This window comes from Streptomyces sp. SPB162, assembly GCF_029504575.1.
Classification (GTDB): Bacteria; Actinomycetota; Actinomycetes; order Streptomycetales; family Streptomycetaceae; genus Actinacidiphila.
The window spans coordinates 6,527,198-6,542,411 of sequence record NZ_JAQFII010000001.1 but is presented as its reverse complement, the minus strand read 5'-3'; the positions used below and the strand labels follow the sequence as shown (position 1 = coordinate 6,542,411).

Below are 15,214 nucleotides of genomic sequence, written 5' to 3'. Positions count from 1 at the left end.
CAGACGATCAGCTGCCGGACCATGAGCCGCATGATGGTGACTACGTCACGGCGTCGCTGGAAAACGGCCAACTCTCTGAAGACGCTTGAGTAGGATCTCAAGGGGATTGGGATGAACCAGAGCGAAGAGGGCCAAGGCCCCGGGACTGCCCTGCGTTCATCCCCCGGCAGGATTGCCGCGTGCCTTGAACGGAGCTCTAGCAGGCGGAGACATCAGCACTTGATGCAGCAGTCCGACATCATGGGCAGCGGTCTCGATCCAGAAGTCGTCGCCCTCCGGTGCGCGGTACTGGGTCATTGTCCGCTTCCCGTGGATGGACATCCGTTGCGGCCGAGCCGTCGCGATACGAATGACGGTCCCGCCCACGGGGATCGTGATCGTGTGCCACCCGCGCAGGCTCACGAACAACGTGGCGACCCCATGGGGCTCGATGTAAAGCTGGCCCTTGAGATGCTCTGGGTGAGCACCCGTGTCGGATTGCGCGGTGAGTCTGCAGCGCAGGCTCACCGCAGCACCCGAGGCGAACGCCACGAGCCGGCGTTGAGCCTGTCGCCGGTAGAACCACCCAGTTGCCTGTGGCTGCATGCCTGCCAAGAGATCGACGGGGCGCATCGGCACACACTTCTCCGAACGGATGTCGTCGCGAAGCCACTATGCTAGCGGCGCCCAGCCTGCCCTCGGAAGGCGTCACGCCAGCACGCTGAGAAGCAGCCCGCAGACACCGCGAAGCGTGGCGGTGACCCCGGCGTCGGTCGGGTCCCGGGGCAAGACATTCTCCGGAGTCCGAACTCGGCCGTGCGGCACGGGGCAGGCCCAGGTGTCTCAGCCGTACGGTTCCGGTTCGATCCGCTACTCGATCTCGCGCTGCATCTTCTGCGCCATCGAGTCGATCGAGGTGCGGGCATCCTTCAGCTCCTCGAGGGAGCGTCGCTGAATCTCACGTTGTCCTCAAACAGCTGCGCCTACTTGCGCGTGAGCTGCTTGTAGTCGTCCTCGCGGGCAACCAGCAGGACCACGGCGGCGTATCCGAGGACGGTCGCTATTCGGCGAAGCCACGGGCGCATACGGGTCCTTTGCTCGGCCGGCGTCAAGGTGTGCCTGGTGGCTCAACCAGTATGCCAACGGAACTGTTCGCGGCATGCGCCAGGCCGTCTCAACAGGGCGACAGTACCGGGTCGGCTGCGCCTTGCAGCTTGGGGCGAAGCCGGCTCCCCCACACCCGAGTGGACGTCCCGGTGTACCGCGCCGAGAATCCGCCCGGCCGGACAGGACGGCATCAAAGACGCGTGAAGATTGCCGGGATGCGGCAATGTACCCAGCTCACCCCCATGGGACCATGCAGCCCGGCCCGGAGAACAGCGACGAGGGAGGGGCGCGGCGAATGAACTGGTTTCTTGCGCTCGGCACGGCGGCGATCGTCCTGCTCACTCTCTCGTTCGTCTTCGACGGTTTCCTCGAAGGGCTCTTCGACGGTGTGCTGGACAGCCTGTTCGACGGACTGCTGTCGCTTCCGGTGATCGCCGGATTCGTCTCCATGCTGGGCTTCGGCGGCGCGATCACCCTGGGTATCACCTCGCTCGGGACCGGCGGTGCCACGGTCGTCGGGGTGTTCGCGGGTGTCGCGACCGGCTGGCTGACGTGGAAACTCAGCCGCGTGCTGATGCGTGACCAGACGTCGGCCACCCCGCGCGGGGGTGACCTCATCGGCACGTCCGGTTCTGTCGTCACCGCCATTCCGGCCGACGGCTACGGCGAGGTGCTGCTGCGTCTGGCGGGCCAACGGGTGAAGTTCGCGGCCAAGAGCCCGGTACCCATCGAGCGGGGCGCCGAGATCTGGGTGGAGTCGGCGCTGTCGACCACGTCGGTCGAGGTCCGCCCGGTCCGTCCCTGACAGGTATTTCCGCACCATCTCCATCCAACACCATCGATCTGCCGTCCCCCGGGAGGCAGGGGGGATCCACCATGAGTCCAGTCGTTGCCGCGGTCGTGGGAGTCGTCGTACTCCTCGTCCTGCTCGCCCTCGTCGTCATCACCCGCTACAAAGTCGCCGGCCCCAGCGAGGCGTTCATCATCACCGGCCGCCGCGGGAAGTCGTCCACCAACCCAGAGACCGGCCGGATCAGCACCGACAACAGCGGCCAGAAGGTCGTGGTGGGCGGCGGTGTCTTCGTCGTCCCGTTCGTCCAGCAGAAATTCACCCTGGACCTGTCGAGTCGGCACATCCCGATCGCGGTGCGCGGTGCCGTCACCCTGCGCGGGGTCAAGGCAAACCTCGAGGGCGTCGCGATCGTCAAGGTCGGCGGGAACGAGGACGCCATCCGGGCCGCCGCCCAGCGTTTCCTGCAGCAGCAGGACGGCATCGTCGGCTTCACGCAGGAAGTACTCTCCGGTGCCCTGCGCGCCATCGTCGGCCGGATGTCCGTGGAGGACATCATCCGCGACCGCGCCGCCTTCGCCGGACAGGTCGCCGAGGAGGCGGAGGCGAGCCTGTCCGGGCAGGGCCTGGTCCTGGACGCCTTCCAGATCCAGGACATCACCACCGAGGGCTCCTACCTGGAGGACCTCGGCCGCCCGGAGGCAGCCCGCGCCAAGCAGGAAGCCGACATCGCCGAGGCGATCGCCCGGCAGGCTTCCGAGCAGGCCCGGCTCAAGGCGGCGGAAGAGATCGCCATCGCCGAGCGGACCTTCTACCTCAAGCAGGCCGAGATCAGGGCCGAGACCGAAGCCGCCGCCGCGAAGGCCAACGCGGCCGGCCCGCTCGCCGATGCTGCCCGCCAACAGGAAGTCCTCGCCGAGCAGGAGAAGGTCGCCCAGCGGCAGGCCGCACTGACCGACCGGCAACTGGACACCCAGGTCCGCAAGCCCGCGGACGCCGCCCGCTACCAGGCGGAGCAGGAAGCCGAAGCGCACAAGATCGGCCTGGTCAAGCAGGCCGAAGCGGACGCCGAGCGATCCCGCCTGACCGGCCTGGGAGAGCAGCAGCACCGCGCCGCACTCGCCGAGGCGGTACGGATCGAGGGTGAGGCCGAAGCCTCCGCGATCGCCGCGAAGGGCTCCGCAGAGGCCGCGGCCATGCAGAAGAAGGCCGACGCGTTCGCCCAGTACGGCGACGCAGCCATGATCCAGATGCTGGTCGAGGTGCTCCCGCAGGTCGTCGCGAAGGCCGCCGAGCCGCTCAGCGCCATCGACAAGATGACGGTGATCTCCACCGACGGAGCCAGCCAGCTCTCCCGCACGGTCACCAACAACGTCGCCCAGGGACTCGAACTGCTCACTTCCACCACCGGCGTCGACCTCGTAGAACTCCTCAGGAGCAGCACCCAGCGGAACATCGACGCTCCGCTTGCCACACGCGCCGAATCAACCAACGGAAAGATCGAGATTTCCGACTGACTCCTGTCGCCCAACCACGCCGGCGGGCCGCCCTGCCAGCCCTGCGACCGTCAACCGTTGATGAGGGCGACGGGATGTTCTTCTGAACGGAAACCAGGGAAGCGCCGCGGGCGACCCCGACGTTCCACGCAGACCAAGAGCCCGTGGAGCGCTCCGTCCCGGTGCCACGGCAGCACGCCGGATGAAGCCTCCGACGGCGCGGCAGCGCGAGGACAGCGGATGCCGAACGGCGAACGGGCCGCTTCGGGCCTTGCCTTCCGCGCACGATTCCGCGGTTCGCCTGGGGTGGTGCGTTGTGTGCCCCGTCAGGGGTCGGGTAGACGCGACACGGGCAGTCAGCTGGCACGGGTTGCCCCGCGACACCCAGCAGGATGTCCACAAAGGCGCCTCTTCAGCTCCCTGGGTTCCGCATAATTCGCGGTGCATAGAGTGTTGATTCGTGCTGTGACCTGGGGAAACACGTCTGGACACGCCGTGGGGGCGTGTCTCTAGGCGTGGGGGTTGTGGCTGGTCAGTGGGGTTCTGGGGTGAGCTCGACGATCTTCTTGGGGGCGGGGATGTCGAGCTTGTTCAGCAGGTCGCGCTGGGTGCGGGTGAGTTCGGTGAGCTGGCGGAAGGTGCCGGCGGGGCCGGTGAAGGTCCCAAGGTGGAGCCGGTCGAGTTCGCGGCGGATGGTGGGCCAGGTCGCCCGGGTGGTGGTCTCGGTGATGCGGATCAGCAGCAGGGCGAGCCAGCACAGGATGACGTGGGCGCGGATGCGTTCTTCGAGGCGGTGGTAGACCGGGCGGAGGTCGAGGATCTGCTTCATGTCGCGCCAGCCGCGCTCGACTTCGAGGAGTTGCTTGTAGCCCAGCGCGATGTCCTCGGCCGAGAGTTTCGGGTCGCTGCAGCGCAGGAGGTACTTGCCGTCCAGGTTCGCCTCGGTCTTGGCCTTGGTGGCGTCGATACGGAGCTTGCCGGCCGGGGTGGTCCGGAGGTAGCGGTTCAGGCCGGGCTTCGCGGTGATCTTGCCGCGCAGTTCGCCGCGCTTGTAGTCCGAGAGGGTGTCGCTGCCCTCGATCAGCTCGGTGAGCTGGGCGATCAGTTGGGTGCGGATCGCCGCGTCCCGGGTGGCGCCTTCGGGGTTGTGGCAGATCACGAAGCGTTCGTTCTCGGAGACCTTCACTTCCTTGACGCGCATGTTGTGCGCGATGTCCTGGTAACGGCCCTGTCGGGAGAGCGCGGCCTTGATCTCGGGGGAGTTGGAGCGGAGCTTCTCGCCGATGATGTAGTGGTGGTCGCCGGAGCGGAGGTAGCGGCGGTTGGCCGCGGAGGCGAAGCCCCGGTCGGCGACCCATACGATCTTGGACAGGGTCCAGTCCCGCATCTCGTCCTTGACCTGGCGGATCAACGCGGAATCGGCGGTGTTGCCGGGCCAGCACCACACCCGCACGGGGATCCCGTCACGGGTCACCGCCATCCCGATCACGATCTGTGGCAGGTCGTCGCGGGAGTCCTTCGACTTCCCCCAGGTCCGGAACCCGCCCTTGCTCCCGCCGTCGCCGTCGCCGTCGCCGGTTTCGGGGAGGGGGAGGCCGTGTTCGTCGCGGGCGACGGGCAGGTCGGCGTCCTCGAGTTCGAAGTAGGTGCTGGTGGTGTCGAAGAACAGCAGGTCGACTTCGAGGTTCAGCAGGTGGGCGGCCGAATCGAAGACCCGCTGTTCCAGTTTCTCGCGTATCTGGTGCAGCCAGTCCATCGACCGGTAGCAGGCGTCGTCGTCGATGCGGTCCAGGCCGTCAATGTGCACGTCGTGGTTGACCCACTCGGCGGCCGCCAGTTTCGAGGACGGGGCCAGTGCGCGGTTGGCGACCAGTGCGAACAGGACGCGTTCGGTGGCCTCGACGTTCCGTGGACGGCCTCGCCCCCGGGTGCCCAACGAGGCCACGATGCGGGGGAGTTCCAGTCGCTGCCACAGGTGGTCCAGGAGATACGCACCGCCGAAGGGACGGGACTCGACGAAGTCCAGCTCCGTGCTCGCCTCGGCGGTGGCCGCCAGCGCGGCAGCCGGATCGAGGAGCTTGGACAGTGAGCCGACCAAGCGGCGCACCGCATCGGTGTCCAGCTGGTCCTCGCGGCCGAAACCGTACAGCAGCTTCGGCACCGACCGACCCGCCGACGCGTCCCAGGTGTTGTGGGCCAGGTGCAGGTAGCGGACCGTGCCGCTCTTGGTCTTCCGGCTCGTCGTCTTCACATACATCGCTCTAGACAATACACGCCTGAGCCATGCAGTTATTGGAGAGTAAGCCAAAAGCGTTTCTCTAGGTGATTCCAGCCCGTTCGGCACCAACGAGTCTACTGACCAGGCACTTCACCGCATCGGACCCTCTAGACCCGCCGAATTACGCGGAACGCAGGAGCTCCCACCGGAGCGACGGCTGAATACACACCTCCTAGCGAAGGAACCCGATGACGACGGACGACACGCCGATCCTGACGAAGATCAGCGATTCACAGCAATCGGTGAGCAGCCCCGAGGAGGATGTCCGTGGGCGCCGGGTGACCGACGCCGTCGGCGACGACATCGGCCGTGTCGAGGACCTTCTGATCGACACATCGGAGCGCAAGGTCCGCTTCCTGCTGGTGGCCCACGGCGGTTTTCTCGGATTCGGCGAGACGAAGTCCTTCATCCCGGTCGATGCTGTCGTCAGGATCACCGACGAGCAGGTATTCATCGACCAGCATGCCGAGCATGTGGCCGGAGCACCTGCCTATGACCCCGAGCTTGCCGACCTGCCGGACTACTACGAGAGCGTGTACGGCTACTACGGCGTTCCTCCGTTCTGGGGGCCGGGATATCTCTACCCCGCCTTCCCCGGCCGCCCCTGAACCCCGCCTCCCGGTGCGGCGGGCGGCGGGCGGCGGGCGGCGGGCGGCGGGCGGCGGGCGGCGGGCGGCGGGACCAGGCTTGCCTGCGCCTGAGTAGCGCCACAAGCAGGACTCCTTGCACACTGCACACACGTCCCGCGGCTTCGCCGGGGCGGTCACGGAACTGCCCATCATGGCCTGGTGCTGACCAGTGTGAACGGTCCGTGCCCAGTCGATTCTGACGGTCTCATCTGGCCAGTCCGGTTCCGGTGTTCGCTGTGAAAGGTTCTCGATGACTCTTCCCGGGCGTGCCCGGCCTTCCGCGAGGCCGGCCGCACCGGTGTCGGCCGGTCCACGGCGTTCGGTGCTCTTCTTCGCCTTCTCCTTCGCGGTGATCGCCGACCCCGTCTCGTCCGTCGCGTACGCCATCGAAGCCGCGCTGCGGGCGCTGCACGGTGATTTGGCGCTGTTGCTGCCGACCATGTCCCTGGTGGTGGGTCTGGTCGTGGTGGTGACGGCGAACTACTGGCAGCTCGTGCGGCGCTTTCCCAAAGGCGGCGGCGCTGCGGCCGCGGCGGGTCGGGCCTTCGGACCCCAGTGGACGTTCCTGCCAATCGGCGCCCTGATCGTCGACTTCGTGCTGACGATCGGTATCTCGATCTCCGCGGCGGCCAGTGCGGCCATCGCACTGTTCCCGGGGCTGGCCCCGGGCCGTATCCCGCTGGCGCTGGTCCTGCTCGTACTGGTGGCGGGGCTCACCTGGTTCGGGCACGGCGCAAGGCTGCTCTTCGCGGTGATGACGGCGGTATTCGTCGTGGTGTCGGTGACGGTGCTGATCCTGGGCTTCGTCTCCCCACACTCGGTCGGCAGCGCCCCCGCGTCCACAGAACCGGGCCACTCCGCCATGTTGGCGGTCGTGCTGGCCTTCCCCGTGGCGATGGCCCTGGCCACAGGGGTCGAGGCGCCGTCCACCGCCATCGCGCAGCTCGGCCAGCTCGATGACACCCACCGCCGCATCTTCGGGCGCGGCACCCTCGCCCTGCTGGTGGTGATCGTCGGCGGCCTCACCCTGGCGCTGACCGCGCTGGCGGTCCGCCTCCACATCGGCATCCCGGCCATCGATTCCACTCAGATCGCCGACATCGCGCACGCCGCAACCGGCCCCGGCTGGCTGTACGGCGCCTTCCAGCTCACCAGTTCCCTGCTGCTGCTCGCAGCAGCCAGCTCCTCCTTCCAAGCAGGCCCCGGACTGCTCAAAGCCCTGTCCGGCACCGACGACGCCCCCGGGGTGCTGCCGGCATCCCTGGGCCGCACCAACCAGCATCACACCCCCTACTGGTCGGTGCTGGTCTACCTCGCCGCGGGAGCCTTGGTCGTCCTGGCCGCCGAAGCCAACGAGCAGCGCCTCGTGCTGTTCTACGCTGTCGCGGTCTTCGTCAGCTTCCTCGTCGGACTGGTGGCCATGACCAGCTTCGCCCGCCGCGAGGGCAAACTCGTATTGGCCTGGGTCAACGCGCTGGCCGCCGCGGCGGTCGCCTTCACCCTCGCGGTCAACCTGCTGCGCGGCTGGCCCCTGGCGTCCCTGGCCGGAAGCCTGGCCATCGCCGCGGGCCTGTACATCCGGTGGTCGAAGGCCGGCAGACCCAGTGGCATTGAGGACGTTGAAGCCGCGTCGGAAGGCGAAGGCTGATTCACCATCGGGCGTACTTGAAGCGACGACGGGCTCCGGCGAACGGACGATGGTCTCCGTGCTGTCGCGTCACGCGACGTTGTCCCTCATCGCGTCCGGGCTCAAGGGCGGACCAGATGACCGAACGAAGGGACATGGTGGGCCAGCCGGCGGGGTTCCAACGTCCTCAGCTGCCCGGCCATGGCGAGTGCGCTGGCCGTGTCAGCCCACCACTGTATTCAGCACGCCCCGTGCCCTGTCGTGGTGGTTCGCGGCCATGAGGGGTGAGACCGGAGGCAAGCCCTACGCTTGCCGGTGTGAACCGGGACGGGCAGGGAGCCGATGCCGCCGAGCAGGGCGGTCCCTATCACCCCAGGACCGAGCGCCACCAGCGCCGGAGCCGTGGCCGGCTGAGGTTGCGTGACGCCTCGGCCATGGCCATCGGCGGAATGATCGGCGGCGGTATCTTCTCGGTTCTGGGCGTGACCATCCAGCTCGCCGGTCACCTCGCCTTCATGTGCTTCCTGCTCGCGGGGGCGCTGGCCCGTGTGACCGCGCACAGCTATGCGGGGCTCGCCCGACGCGCGGGACGCTCAGGCGGCCCGTACGCCTATCTGTACGAGGCCGGCCACCGCGGTTCGCGGCGATCACCAGCTGGTACCTCGTCTTCGGCTACGTTCTCGCCCTGGCGGTCTACGCCTTCACCTTCGGCCACTACATCGCCCGGGTCCTCGGGACCGGAGACGTCGTCGCCAGGGCCGCGTCCGTCGTCATCCTCGGGGCCTTCCTGGCGGTCAATGTGCGGGGTGTCGGCGCGTCGCGCCTGACGGAGGACTCCGTGGTGCTGGCCAAACTCGTCATCCTGGCGGTCATCGCCGGTATCGGCCTGTTCGCGTGGTCGCCGCACCGGCTCAGCCCACTCGCCGACGCCGGCTACCTGAACGTGTTCGTGGGGGCCGCCTCGATCTTCATCGCCTACGAGGGCTTCGAACTGCTCTCCTACGACTACGACGCCATCGAGCAGCCCGCCCGGACGCTGCCCAGGGCGCTCTACCTTTCGGTACTCGTGGTCATCGCCGTCTACGTGGCCGTGACGCTGAGTTCGCAGATGCTGGTCCCTGACTCGCTGATCGTCGCCCAGCGCGAGGTGGCCTTCGCGACCGTCGGCCAGGAAGCGCTCGGCGCCTCCGGGCTATGGCTGGCGACCGGGGCCGCGGTGCTGGCCACCTCGTCGGCCGTCAACGCCACCCTGTTCTCCACCGCCCGGCTCGTGCGCGACCTCAGCGACGCCCGCGAACTGCCGCCCTTCCTGGGCCGGACACCCGCGGGAGTGCCCGCCAACGCCATGTGGCTGCTCGCCCTGCTCGGCGCCGTCTTCGCCATGCTGCCCGGCATCGACGAACTCCTCGCCTTCGCCTCGGCCACCTTCCTCGGAGTCTTCGGCCTCATCAACCACCTCCACGCGCGCACCACCGACCGCACTCGGGAACGGATGCTCGGACACCTGGGGGCAACCACATGCGCCATCGCCATCATCGTGCTCCTCGCCCAACTCGCCCTCCACGAACCCACCACCCTCGCGCTCATCGCCGGCTGCGTCCTCGGCGTGGGCGCACTGCGCCTGGCCTTCGCACGCAACAGGCCGACCGACCCGCACCAGCACTGACAACCGAAGACTCCGCCGTCGCCACCCGCCCCTTGGCCTGCGGATCCATACAACTGGTCGCCCAGTGGAGCGCCGCCACCGCACGATGCGTGGCCATCTCGGCGGGCGCAGCGAGGGCGCACCGCACGGTTCTTCATGAACAGATCACGGAACGCAAGCCGCCCGCAGAGCCAGGCGGAACCATCGGAGTGTGAGTTCTTTGAACGACTCGAAAAGGGTCTCCCTGCCGCTACTCATCATGGGAACGGCTGTCGCCGTGATGGGAATCCCCCTGTCGCTCGCATTCGGACGCGGTTACGGGGCCGCCAAGCACCTCGCGCAGCTTGATCCGGGAGCGGAACTCCGAGCCGGACAGAGTCTGGTCGAAGAGCTGCACCACGGCGTCGAGGCGTCGACTGAGAACTGCGCGAGCAGTGTCAGCAGGATCGGATGGCGCCGGTTGGGCTCGCGCCGCACCAGGGCCTGCGCGGTCAGCCGTCGCCCGATCTGGGCCAGGTAGCGGCCCCGCTCGGCAGGCAGCGACGACATGTCCAGGGTGTCCACGCCAAGGCCGCGCAGGGACCTCAGTTTCTCGACCTCGCCGCCCACGCTCGTCGGCGATGCCTGCACCGGCGCGGTCACCAGCCAGTGCAGCCGCGAGGACTTGAGCTCCGGATCGACGACCAGCAGCCCATCCAGCCCCTGCGCCCGCTCGGGGTACAGCAGGTGAGCCACGCGAGCATGGGTCTCCCGCTCGGCGGCCTCTCGGGCGCATGCGACCTTCTCCAGCAGCGAGACCGCACCCGGCCGGACCACCCTTTGCCGAAGGCAGGTACTCCTAGCCCAGCCTGAACAGCAGGCTCGGGGAATCGTGCTCCATCGCACGGGCCAAAAGGAACTCATCCAGCTCCTTGAGCTAGATGGCCTTCGCCGGCTTCCACCCCAGATACTCGGCGATCTCCCGCAGATGGTCCGTGCGGGGTCTGCTCACGCTCGCCGTAGCCCGACAGATCGGCGACCGCGAGCCCGAGCTGGCGGGCCAGGCGGCCGACCGCTGCGGGCGGAGCGGCGTGCACATTGTCGGGGACGACGCCCAGCCAGGGCAGGGCGGACAGCTGCACGGCGGCGCCGAGCACGTTTTGGGCCCGGCGGAACTTCCGCAAGAACGCCTCGTCGGCCGGGGTGAGGGTGAAGTACCGGATCAGCTCGTCCTTGCCGATCGCCGGAAAGGACTGTGAGCCCTCCAACTCCTCATCCGTGAAAATCCTGGTGGCCATCGGCTCCTCCCACCTCACTCGAAAAACGCAGAACAGCGCCACCGCTGCCCGGCCAGACAATGGGCACAGGCAGAATTCCCCGAACTCCCCGGACCCAGGTGGCGTTGCACTACTCTGCTGAGTTCCTACGCGGGGAACGGTGTCGCTCAGGTTCGCCATGGCCCGGGTCGGCCTTCATCCGCTTTGAGCTCCGCACCGCGCCGAGCCCCGCGGCCGGCAGTAGTTCGTCCAGCCGCTCCTCGGGGCCCGACCATGGTCTACCGCCCGACGGTGAGCACGGACATCAGCCCATATCAATGGGCTGCCGCACGGCTTGGCGTTGTCCCTTCAGCGAGAACTACTGGGACCCCGACCCCGCCGCAATCGGCCGGAGCCGGGGCGAGCGACGGAATGACGACCGGGGCCGATGCTTGGGCAGCCATGGCGCAGAGGCGTTAACGAAGTATCAAGTGGCTCGTCACAGACCATAATTGAAGGGTGGGGCCAGGTGGGTCCCGGGGTGGTCGGGAGCGGGGAGGCAGCGTCCGGTGAGCAGTGTGAACAAGGGGCTTCGAAAGATCGATGTGAGACTCAAGTGGGACCCCAGTCCCCTAGGGGAACCGCCCCGGCATCTCGACATCGTCGCTGCGATCTACTCCATGGACGACCTTCACGGGCGGCCGGTATACGTCGTTCACTACGACAGCAGATCACCGGATGGCACCATCAACATGACCCGGCACAGCCAGACCGGACAGGGTTTCGGCTTCGTCGAGGTCATGGTGCTGGAACTCGACCGGCTGGCGTCCTCCTACGGGCGTGTCGTGGTGGGGGTGGTCATCCATCAGGACCGCGGGCGTCGCACCTTCGGTGCCATCGAGAACGCCGCCGTAGTGGTCGTTGAGGGGTACACGGAACTGCTGGCGGACGACTTCACGCTGGTTGCGAGTTCCACCGCCACAACGGTCGGGGAGTTCAGCAGGTTGAGTTCCGGCGAGTGGGAGTTCCACGAGATGATCCGCGGATTCGACAGCGATCCGTTGGCCTTCACTCAGGAGATGGGCGGTGTCGAGCAGTCCGGGCCGGATGGCGCTCCGGGGACGAGTTCGGCGGGGGCTGCCTGATCGTACGCGTGACCCCCGAGCGCCGACATCGCCTGGCTGACCCGGCGCGGCAGTAGCAGCCCCGGGATCCCGCCGAGTTACCAAGCGGCGGCTAACCTTGCTTCTCCGTCATCGGGCCGGGCGATGACCGGATGCCGGGCTGCCACGAGGCTACGTCAGTGCTGCGCCGGTCTTCAGGGACGTCAGCCGTTTCGGATGCCTCGACACGCTACAGGGGCTTCATCGCCTGTGACTTGGCGGCGGATCAGCATCACCGTAATGTGCATCCTGTTCCTGGCCGCACCGGCTGTGCGCACGGGCCGAACACTGTCCGGCCTGCGATACCGGCGCGCCCCACGTGCCCGCACGACGGGGTTCTCCTCGTTCTCCATACTGCTGCTCAGCGCGATCGCGTGTCGCCTGAGGCGCCCCTTTCCGGCACCCGGAAAGCCAGGTTCGGCTCGTCCTACAGCCGCAGTGCCCCCCACCGGAACCTGGCCCTCCACGGGCCCACCTTTCCACAGACCCCGCCAAGGTCGGCTCAAGGCCGCTCAGCTCAGCAGATCACAGACAGACGCTGCCTTGGCGATCCCCCTGCCACCGCGCTCCTCTACCGTGTGCTGCTGCCCTTGCCTCTACTACTCGTGAGCTGGCCCATCAACGCGACGATGAAGCCGGCCACAAGCATCACCGCGCCGGTCAGGTGCCCCACGCCCGGGTTTCGGGATCGCGGCTCAGCATGCCGAAGACCAGCTGCCAGCACAGGGCGAAGGCCACTATCAGCTGGCCCCAGCCGTAGAGTCGAGGGTTGCGGATGTGGCGCCGATTCCTGGGCAGCACCCAGCCACGGGTGACCGCCGCGGGGCCGGCGGCGGCGATGAGCGACGCTATGAGGAGAAGGGGCAGAGCAAGGTAGGGGTTCATGATCTCTCTCCCGCGCGCCGGACCCACGCCGGACGCCAGCGAGATCATGACACGGCTGTCACGCGCCTCCAGACGCTGCCCCCGCGGCGATCGGCGAAGGGCGTCAGATGGGATCGCCGCTGTAGGACAGTCCTGTTCGGTCCAGGCCGAGTTCGTGGAGCGCGGCGCGCAGGGACGGATCGGCGCGGTGGACGATGAGGGTAGTGCGGTGGGCGCGGGCGGCGGCCACCAGGGGGAAGAACACCGAGGCTGACGCCGTGCCCAAGCGGGGGACCTGCGCGAAGTCGAGGTGTGCCTCGGTGGGTGAAGCCTGCAGGAGCGCCGCCAGCAGTTGTCCGATCGGTGCGGCGTTGGCATGGTTGATCTCTCCGTGCAGGCTCACGACGAGGCGTTCGCGGTCATTTCGGTGGATGTGGACGGTACGGCGCAGGGCGCGGGCTGCGCGCCACGCTTTCCATCCTCGTTCCGGCATGCTGATCTCCTTGTGGCTGCGCCGGTCCGGACGGCTCTGTCGGGTCACGGCAGGGCGCGGGCGGACCGGGGTTCTACGGTGGAGGCGATGGCGGTGAGGGTCAGTGCCGCGTACGTCATGGCTATGCCGATGCCGGTGCAGAGCAGGAGGGTGTCCGTGTGGGCGTGGACGAGGCGCGCCACGGTGGTGACCGCCGCGGCCCCGTAATACAGCAGCGCGCACACGCCGAGCATCCGGCGCCGAGTGCAGCACGGTGCCAGCCGGGGCAGCGGGGTGCCGGTGGTCAGCAGGACGCCGACCGGCAGCAGAACGGCGCTGCAGATTGCCAGGATCGTCCAGAGGACAGTGGCGTTCAATGGGGCCCTGCCTGGGGTGGATGGTGCGGAGGGGCTGCGGGCTGGGGTACCTCGGTTGCCGGCGCTTGGCTGATCTTTCAGGCGAGGGCGAAGTAGCGGAGCCATATGTAGAGGCCGGAGACGGCGATGGTGACGGCGGCGACGGGGGCGCCGTAGCGGGTGAAGGTCCAAAAGCTGATCGGGGTGCGGTTGCGTTCCGCGATGCCCAGGACGACGACGTTGGCGGAGGCACCGATCGCGGTGGCGTTGCCGCCCAGGTCGGCGCCAACGGCCAGGGCCCACCACAGGACGTGCCCATGGGTGTCGCCCACGGTGCGGACCAGGTCGGCGGTGATGGGGGCCATCGTCGCGACGTACGGGATGTTGTCCACGATGCCTGACAGCACGGCGGAGGCGCCGAGCAGCAGCATGGTGGCGCCCAGGGCGTTGCCGCCGGTGGCGTCGGCCAAGGCGGACGAGACTTCCTTGATGACACCGGTCTCGATCAGGGCGCCGACCATGATGAACAGGCCGGCGAAGAACGCCAGGGTGGGCCACTCCACATCAGCCAGGACGTCGTTGGTCTTGACGGGGCTGATGGCGACCAGCAGGCCGGCGCCGAGCAGTGCCACGACGCTGGGTTCGTAATGCAGGACCGGGTGCAGGACGAAAGCGGCCACCACCAGGGCGAGCACCGCCAGTCCCTGAACGAGCAGCCTGCGGTCGCGGATCGCCTCGCGTTCGCTCAACGCCATCACCTCGGCCGCGAGCTTCTCGTCGTAGACGAACGCACGGCGGAACATGAACCGGCACATGAGCACCAGAACAGCGGTCAGGATCACGGCCAGCGGCGCGAGGTGGACGAGGAAGTCGTTGAAGTTCAGGCCGGCACGGCTGGCGATGATGATGTTGGGCGGGTCGCCGACCAGGGTGGCGATGCCGCCGATGTTGGAGGCCAGTACCTCGGCGATCAGGAACGGGGCGACAGGAAGGTTCAGGCGTTCGCAAACCAGCAACGTGACGGGGGCGACGAGCAGCACGGTGGTGACGTTGTCCAGCAGCGCGGACGCCACCGCCGTGATCACCACCAGCATGACCATGACGCGGAACGGCTTGGCTCGGGCGCGCTTGACCGCCCAGATCGCCAGGAACTCGAACAGTCCCGTGCGGCGCAGCACGCCCACGATCATCATCATGCCCAGCAGCAGGAAGATGACGTTCCAGTCGATGCCGGAATCGGTGGAGAAGAAAGCGGCGTCCGCGTCGGTGGCGCGCAGCGCGAGCATGAGGGCGGCGCCGCCCAGGGCGGCGGCCACCCGGTGGACCCATTCGGTGATGATCAGGACGTAGGCGCCGGCGAAGACCGCCAGCGCCGCCCAGGCGTGCCAGTTGCTCATGCGGTGTCCAGCAGGCGTTCCAGGAGCCGGGAGGCGGTGATGACGCCCAGCAGATGGTCCGTGCCGTGTCGGCGGTCGGCGCGCGTGTTCGACCACGGCGATCAGCGGGCTGCGGGATGTCGCCATCAGCGCCGCGACCTCCACCGCTGTGTCATCGGCGTCCGCGACGGGGGGCG

At 68.0% G+C, this 15,214-nt stretch carries 14 protein-coding genes; 6 read left to right on the top strand and 8 right to left on the bottom strand.

The features are described from left to right. Positions 1 to 156 precede the first annotated feature (156 nt). On the bottom strand, positions 157 to 612 hold the full coding sequence (locus tag M2266_RS29540) for a hypothetical protein (protein WP_277440931.1): 456 nt from the start codon (positions 610 to 612) through the stop codon (positions 157 to 159). Between the two features lie 769 nt (positions 613 to 1,381). Here M2266_RS29540 and M2266_RS29535 point away from each other — a divergent pair. Together M2266_RS29535 and M2266_RS29530 are read left to right on the top strand one after the other, a co-directional pair. Continuing rightward, a complete protein-coding gene (locus M2266_RS29535) occupies positions 1,382 to 1,891 on the top strand; it encodes a hypothetical protein (protein WP_277440930.1) in 510 nt (169 codons plus the stop codon). A 71-nt stretch (positions 1,892 to 1,962) separates the two neighbouring features. Then, on the top strand, positions 1,963 to 3,393 hold the full coding sequence (locus tag M2266_RS29530) for a flotillin family protein (protein WP_277440929.1): 1,431 nt from the start codon (positions 1,963 to 1,965) through the stop codon (positions 3,391 to 3,393). A 511-nt stretch (positions 3,394 to 3,904) separates the two neighbouring features. On the opposite strand, the gene M2266_RS29525 is transcribed toward M2266_RS29530, so the two are convergent. Further along, entirely contained in the window at positions 3,905 to 5,629 is a 1,725-nt protein-coding gene (locus tag M2266_RS29525; protein ID WP_277438000.1) for an IS1634 family transposase, read from the bottom strand. Positions 5,630 to 5,838: 209 nt separating this feature from the next. Between M2266_RS29525 and M2266_RS29520 the strand changes: the two genes are divergently transcribed. The 3 genes from M2266_RS29520 (at position 5,839) to M2266_RS29510 (ending at position 9,572) form a co-directional block, all read left to right on the top strand. Beyond that, complete coding sequence (locus M2266_RS29520) at positions 5,839 to 6,258, top strand: PRC-barrel domain-containing protein (protein ID WP_277440928.1); 420 nt, start codon at positions 5,839 to 5,841, stop codon at positions 6,256 to 6,258. Positions 6,259 to 6,601: 343 nt separating this feature from the next. After that, positions 6,602 to 7,927, top strand: coding sequence for an amino acid permease (locus tag M2266_RS29515; RefSeq protein WP_277440927.1), 1,326 nt, complete (start codon positions 6,602 to 6,604; stop codon positions 7,925 to 7,927). 496 nt (positions 7,928 to 8,423) lie between these two features. Continuing rightward, the gene (locus tag M2266_RS29510; RefSeq protein WP_277440926.1) at positions 8,424 to 9,572 is read left to right on the top strand and encodes an APC family permease; all 1,149 of its coding nucleotides are present in this window, start codon (positions 8,424 to 8,426) and stop codon (positions 9,570 to 9,572) included. A gap of 294 nt (positions 9,573 to 9,866) precedes the next feature. Here M2266_RS29510 and M2266_RS29505 read toward each other — a convergent pair whose 3' ends face one another. Beyond that, positions 9,867 to 10,286 carry a hypothetical protein gene (locus M2266_RS29505; protein WP_277440925.1) on the bottom strand — a complete coding sequence of 140 codons (420 nt, stop codon included), beginning with the start codon at positions 10,284 to 10,286 and terminating at the stop codon, positions 9,867 to 9,869. 164 nt (positions 10,287 to 10,450) lie between these two features. Continuing rightward, the gene (locus tag M2266_RS29500; protein ID WP_277440924.1) at positions 10,451 to 10,828 is read right to left on the bottom strand and encodes a DUF4158 domain-containing protein; all 378 of its coding nucleotides are present in this window, start codon (positions 10,826 to 10,828) and stop codon (positions 10,451 to 10,453) included. A 527-nt stretch (positions 10,829 to 11,355) separates the two neighbouring features. On the opposite strand from M2266_RS29500, the gene M2266_RS29495 reads away from it, so the two are divergent. After that, positions 11,356 to 11,931: a TerD family protein gene (locus M2266_RS29495; protein WP_277440923.1), complete on the top strand. Its 576-nt coding sequence runs from the start codon at positions 11,356 to 11,358 to the stop codon at positions 11,929 to 11,931. A 678-nt stretch (positions 11,932 to 12,609) separates the two neighbouring features. On the opposite strand, the gene M2266_RS29490 is transcribed toward M2266_RS29495, so the two are convergent. From M2266_RS29490 to M2266_RS29475, 4 genes are all read right to left on the bottom strand, one after another. Then, complete coding sequence (locus tag M2266_RS29490) at positions 12,610 to 12,834, bottom strand: hypothetical protein (RefSeq protein WP_277440922.1); 225 nt, start codon at positions 12,832 to 12,834, stop codon at positions 12,610 to 12,612. Between the two features lie 103 nt (positions 12,835 to 12,937). Next, positions 12,938 to 13,306 carry an STAS domain-containing protein gene (locus tag M2266_RS29485; protein WP_277440921.1) on the bottom strand — a complete coding sequence of 123 codons (369 nt, stop codon included), beginning with the start codon at positions 13,304 to 13,306 and terminating at the stop codon, positions 12,938 to 12,940. A gap of 44 nt (positions 13,307 to 13,350) precedes the next feature. Then, positions 13,351 to 13,662 (bottom strand): hypothetical protein, encoded by a 312-nt coding sequence (locus tag M2266_RS29480; RefSeq protein WP_277440920.1) that lies wholly within the window; start codon positions 13,660 to 13,662, stop codon positions 13,351 to 13,353. A gap of 77 nt (positions 13,663 to 13,739) precedes the next feature. Continuing rightward, positions 13,740 to 15,038, bottom strand: a complete 1,299-nt coding sequence (locus tag M2266_RS29475; RefSeq protein WP_277441412.1) for an ArsB/NhaD family transporter — start codon at positions 15,036 to 15,038, stop codon at positions 13,740 to 13,742. Between the last annotated feature and the right edge of the window lie 176 nt (positions 15,039 to 15,214).

Bases quoted from the DNA above. Each gene is read 5' to 3' on its own strand.
- M2266_RS29530 (WP_277440929.1), top strand. From the start codon at position 1,963: ATGAGTCCAGTCGTTGCCGCGGTCGTGGGAGTCGTCGTACTCCTCGTC.
- M2266_RS29500 (WP_277440924.1), bottom strand. From the start codon at position 10,828: ATGGCCACCAGGATTTTCACGGATGAGGAGTTGGAGGGCTCACAGTCC.
- M2266_RS29525 (WP_277438000.1), bottom strand. From the start codon at position 5,629: ATGTATGTGAAGACGACGAGCCGGAAGACCAAGAGCGGCACGGTCCGC.
- M2266_RS29540 (WP_277440931.1), bottom strand. From the start codon at position 612: ATGCGCCCCGTCGATCTCTTGGCAGGCATGCAGCCACAGGCAACTGGG.
- M2266_RS29475 (WP_277441412.1), bottom strand. From the start codon at position 15,038: ATGAGCAACTGGCACGCCTGGGCGGCGCTGGCGGTCTTCGCCGGCGCC.
- M2266_RS29490 (WP_277440922.1), bottom strand. From the start codon at position 12,834: ATGAACCCCTACCTTGCTCTGCCCCTTCTCCTCATAGCGTCGCTCATC.
- M2266_RS29535 (WP_277440930.1), top strand. From the start codon at position 1,382: ATGAACTGGTTTCTTGCGCTCGGCACGGCGGCGATCGTCCTGCTCACT.
- M2266_RS29520 (WP_277440928.1), top strand. From the start codon at position 5,839: ATGACGACGGACGACACGCCGATCCTGACGAAGATCAGCGATTCACAG.
- M2266_RS29485 (WP_277440921.1), bottom strand. From the start codon at position 13,306: ATGCCGGAACGAGGATGGAAAGCGTGGCGCGCAGCCCGCGCCCTGCGC.